This window comes from Roseomonas chloroacetimidivorans, assembly GCF_049629625.1.
In the GTDB taxonomy this organism is placed as follows: domain Bacteria; phylum Pseudomonadota; class Alphaproteobacteria; order Acetobacterales; family Acetobacteraceae; genus Roseomonas; species Roseomonas chloroacetimidivorans.
Genome location: NZ_JBNBZS010000181.1, coordinates 1 through 4691, shown reverse-complemented (window position 1 = coordinate 4691; position 4691 = coordinate 1). Strand labels below are relative to the sequence as shown.

Below are 4691 nucleotides of genomic sequence, written 5' to 3'. Positions count from 1 at the left end.
CGTGATCTATGCCTGCACGGCACGGCTGGAGGAACGCGACATGCGCCTCGACCCCCTCCCCAACAAACCCCTCCTGCGCGACCTCGCCACCTCCATCGCTCCGCCAGACGAAAGACCGCCCGAGCCGCCCGCCGGCTGACTCAGCGCACCTTGGGCGACGGCGCGCCGACCGTTCCGTGGTGGTTCACCAGCTCCTGCAGCATCTGGAGGAAGGCCCCGCGCCGCCGCTCCGGCAGGGGTTCCACCAGCCGGTCATGCGCGCGATGCACGCTGTCCCGCATGGCCTCGAAGGTCTTGGTCCCTTTCCGCGTCAGGAACAGCGTCTTCACCCGCCGGTCCTGCCCGGGCTTGCTCCGCACCAGCCCCGCCGCCTCAAGCCGTCGTACGACATCGGCCGTGGTGAAACGGTCCAGCCGCAGCCCGGCAGCGGCCTCGCCCTGCTCCAGCCCCGGCCGGTCCATCAGCAGGGTCATCAGGCTGTACTGCACCGGCGTCACGCCGAAAGCCGCCGTCTCCTCCTGGAACATCGCGGAATGCACCTGATGCAGGCGGCGGATCAGCACGCCTGGCCGTTGCATCAGCGCCGCGCCCGGATCCTCCACCGCTTTCCCGGCCTCGGCCACCACCTTGCGCCGTGGTGTCTGCGGCGTCTGCGCCTTGGCATCGCGGGGCGCGGGCATCACGGAAACCACTCCTTGACCGAAGCGGCGACCGACCGCCGGGTCCGGGGGTTTAGGCCGCCCCCGGGTGAGAGAAAAGGCCAGCGGAGAAGTGATGGCGCGCAATTGACGCCGACGCCGCCAAACCCGCGGGAAAGAGGGGAGGAACCAAACCCAGGAGCCACCGGGTAAAATCCCTGCCCGCGCCATGGGCGCCCCGCCGCAAAACCCTGCCATATGCTGGATCCGAGAGCGGAACAGTCCGGTTCTGGCGTTCCGCGCCGGCCCAACGCCTGTTGCAACAGGTTGAGCATCCCTGCATTGGGTGCCCCGCATGTCGTTGCTCTCACGCCTCTTGTCGCTGGTGGGCCTAGCCTTGCTCCCCGCCCTGGGGGCTATGGTCTGGGGCGCATTGGAAGCGGGACACACCAGGGAAACCGCCGCACGCGAGGATGCGCTGCGCCTGGCCCGGCTTGTCGCCGCCGACCATCAGCGGATGGCCGATGGCGCCAGGCAGCTTCTCACCGCCCTGGGCAACCTGCGGGCCGTGCGGGCGCTCGACCAGGCGGAGTGCCAGCCCTTCTTCCAGCGGATCATGGCGGATTTCCCCCGCTACATCCTGCTGGCCACCGCGACGCTGGACGGCAAGGTCGTCTGCTCAGCCCAGCCCACCGCCTATGGCAACAGTGTCGGAGACCGCGCGTATTTCCAGCGGGCCCTGGCGGAAGGTCGCTTCGTAATTGGCGATTATGTCTTCGGCCGGGCCTCCGGCCAGGGCAGCTTCCATTTCGCGCAGCCCTTCTACGACAACGAAGGCCAAATGGCCGGCGTGGTTCACACCGCCATCGGCCTGGACTGGCTCGCCGAACAGATCAGGCGCGTGCCCCTGCCACCGCACGCGACACTCTCCATCATAGACCGGGACGGGATCGTGCTCGCCTCCAGGCCTGGCCTTCTGCAGAAGGTGGGCCAGCCACTCCAGGGTACGGCCCGGCGCTTTCTCGACCGGCCGACCGAAGGTGTGGAGGAAGCGGTCGGCCCAGACGGGGTGCGCCGGATCTATGCCTATATCCCCGCCGAGGCGAGCGGGACCCACCTCGTGGTCATCGGCTTCGACCGGGCCAGCATATTCGCCCAGGCCACCCAGGCCCAGCGCATGGGCGCGCTGGTTCTGCTTGGGACCACGCTCCTCGCCCTCTTTCTCACCGTGGTCGGCGCCCGCAGCCTTGTCCGCCGCCCGGTGGCCCGGCTCCTGGACGCGGCGGAGCGCTGGAGATCCGGCGATACCGCGGTCCGCGCCCCGGTCCTGGGCAGCCCGCGCTCCGAATTCGCCCGGCTCGCCATCGGCTTCAACGCCATGGCTGACGCGGCCGCGGCCCGCGAACAATCCCTGCGCGAGAGCGAGGCCGAGCTCCGGGCCATCTTCGAGACAGCGGCGGTGGGCGTCGTCGAGCTTGATCTGCAACAGGGCCGCATCGCCCGGGTGAACCGCCGCCTCTGCGAGATCCTGGGGCGGGAGGAAGCAGAGCTGGTCGGCCACGATCTGGCCGAACACCTGCATCCCGATGACGCCGGGGCCTTCCGGGATGAACTGGCCGCCCTGCCGGAAACCGGCCAGAGCACCTCCCTGCACCGCGCCCTCCGCGCCGACGGGGCCGTGCTCTGGCTCCGCACCTTCGTTTCAATCTCCGAGGGCGCCGGGGAGACCACACGCTGCGTGGCCGTCCTGCAAGATGTCACGGAGCACCGGCTCGGCGAGGAGGTAGATGCCCGGCTGGCCGCCATCGTCAATTCGGCCGCGGACGCCATCATCAGCCTGTCCGGCCAGGACGGGCGAATCATGACCTGGAACGGCGGCGCCGAAGCCCTGTTCGGCTACACGGATGCGGAAGCGGTCGGCCAGACCATCCAGCTCATCGTACCGCCTGAGGACCAGGAGGGCCCCCTTTACCGCCGCGCCCTGTCCGGGGAGACGATCCGCGACCGCGAGGCGCTCCGCATGGCGAAGGACGGCCAGCGCATCCCGGTCTCCATCTCCATGACCCGGATGCTGGCCGCCGATGGCCGCGTGATCGGCGTCTCCGTCATCCTGCGCGACCTCCGCGAACGCCACGCGGCCAACCAGCAACAGAAGCTGCTGATGCGCGAGATCGACCACCGCGCGAAGAACGTGATGGCGGTGGTGCGCTCGCTCGTTCAGCTCTCCCCCAAGCACGACCCCGTGGCCTTCGCCCGCGCGATCGAGGGCCGTATCGCGGCCATGGCCCGGGCCCACAGCCTGCTCGCGCGTGACCGCTGGGAAGGCGCCTCCCTCCGCGAACTCGCGGAGGAGGAGCTGGGCGGGCGCGACGGCGCGGGCGGGGCGAAGCAGACCGAACTGGGCGGCCCCAACCTGATCCTGCGCCCCGACGCGGTGCAGCCCCTGTCGATGGTGCTGCACGAGCTGGTGACCAATTCGGTCAAATACGGAGCACTGTCCCGCCAGGAAGGCCGGGTGACCCTGCACTGGTCGCTGGAGCCCGATGCCGCCACCCCCGGCATCATGCCCGATGTCCTCATGGTGTGGACCGAGCGGGGCGGCCCTCCGATCGAAAGCCCGCCGAAGCGCAAGGGCTTCGGATCGCGCCTGATTGAGATCAGCGTCCAGCATCAGCTGCGCGGCCGTGTCGCCCTCGAATGGGAGCGTGAGGGCCTTGTGGCACGGATCCGCATTGGCGGCAGCAGCATCACGGCCCTCGGGCCATCCATCACCCCGCCCCCGCCAGAGGCGCCGCCCCCCAGTCGTCCCTCCGTCCATAGTTTGCGGGGCGTCCGGGTACTCCTGGCGGAGGACGAGGTGCTGGTCGCGATCGCCACCGCCGAATCCCTGACGACCGCAGGTTGTAAGGTCCTCGGTCCCGCCGGCACGCTCGAGGAGGGAATGGACCTCCTGAACCGCGCCGGAACCATCGATGCCGGCGTGCTGGACGTGAACCTGGCCGGCCAACAGGTGAATCCCCTGGCCGAAGAGCTGATCGCCCGCGGCGTGCCCGTCCTCTTCACCACCGGCTACGGGGAGGCACCGCCCGGCCATCATGGCGCGCCCGTCCTGACCAAGCCGATCCAGCCGGATGAGCTCGTATCTGCAGTCAGACAGCTGGTCAGCTCCGGAACCGCGGCGCTTAAAGCAGCGAACCAATAGGCGGTCCAACGAGACGGCAGGAAGGCCGTTAGGACCGGCTGGACGCCGCAGCAGCAAACCTTGACGGAAAGCTGACCGGTCACGTCCTCGTGTCCATTTAACGAAGTCGTGTCTAAAACTTCCGACTTCTGTAAGCGTAGTGCGCCTGGACCGGCTAGAAGGCTTTACGGAATTGGACCGTCTTACAAAACTTTCCTCATTTCAGCTCTCAACGCCGCAGCCTTCTGAGAAGTCTGGGCCAGTTGGATCGCCATCCTCCGAAACCACCTCTGAATCAGCCGCCCTGCTGACCGAGCTTCGCGCCACTTTCGAGCGCCTGCTGTCCAGTCTTGGCACACAGCCAGCCGAACGCCGCCCCGCCCTCCCCCTTGAGGAGCCCCAGGACCAGCCTTCCCCCAATGAAGGCCTTGGCGCGGCGGGGCTGAAGAGGCTGCTGCAACTCCGCGGCCGGCGGCGGCGCAAGCCGACTGGCGAATTCTTCGATTGGCCGGCCTGGGACATGCTGCTGGACCTCGCCGCTGTCCGGGCAGAGGGCGGCCATGTCTCCGTCTCCTCGGTCTGCATCTCCTCCGGCGCGCCGCAGAGCACCGCGCTCCGCAAGCTGGCGGCGCTGGAGAATGCGAAGCTCGTCCGCCGCTACTTCCATGGCCCGGACCGGCGCCGCGTCTGCATCGCGCTGACCGACGAGGCCGCGGAGATGGTTGCCTCGGCCATCCGGGAGGAAGCCACCTTCTACCGGACCATCGCCGCGCCTCGCTGAGGCGCGTTCCACGAGCCGGCGCAGCACAGCCGGTCCTTCCCCGGTCAGATTGCCGAAGCGGGCCGCCCTCTGGCGCAATGCGCCAGAGGGC

General features: G+C 68.9%; 3 protein-coding genes. 2 read left to right on the top strand and 1 reads right to left on the bottom strand.

All coding sequences use genetic code 11. The features are described 5' to 3' along the window. Positions 1–140: 140 nt before the first annotated feature. Entirely contained in the window at positions 141–680 is a 540-nt protein-coding gene (locus ACO1BU_RS36045; RefSeq protein WP_424140690.1) for a MarR family winged helix-turn-helix transcriptional regulator, read from the bottom strand. Positions 681–993: 313 nt separating this feature from the next. Between ACO1BU_RS36045 and ACO1BU_RS36040 the strand changes: the two genes are divergently transcribed. Then, on the top strand, positions 994–3840 hold the full coding sequence (locus tag ACO1BU_RS36040; protein ID WP_424140689.1) for a PAS domain S-box protein: 2847 nt from the start codon (positions 994–996) through the stop codon (positions 3838–3840). Between the two features lie 499 nt (positions 3841–4339). After that, positions 4340–4600: a hypothetical protein gene (locus tag ACO1BU_RS36035; RefSeq protein WP_424140688.1), complete on the top strand. Its 261-nt coding sequence runs from the start codon at positions 4340–4342 to the stop codon at positions 4598–4600. Positions 4601–4691 lie beyond the last annotated feature (91 nt).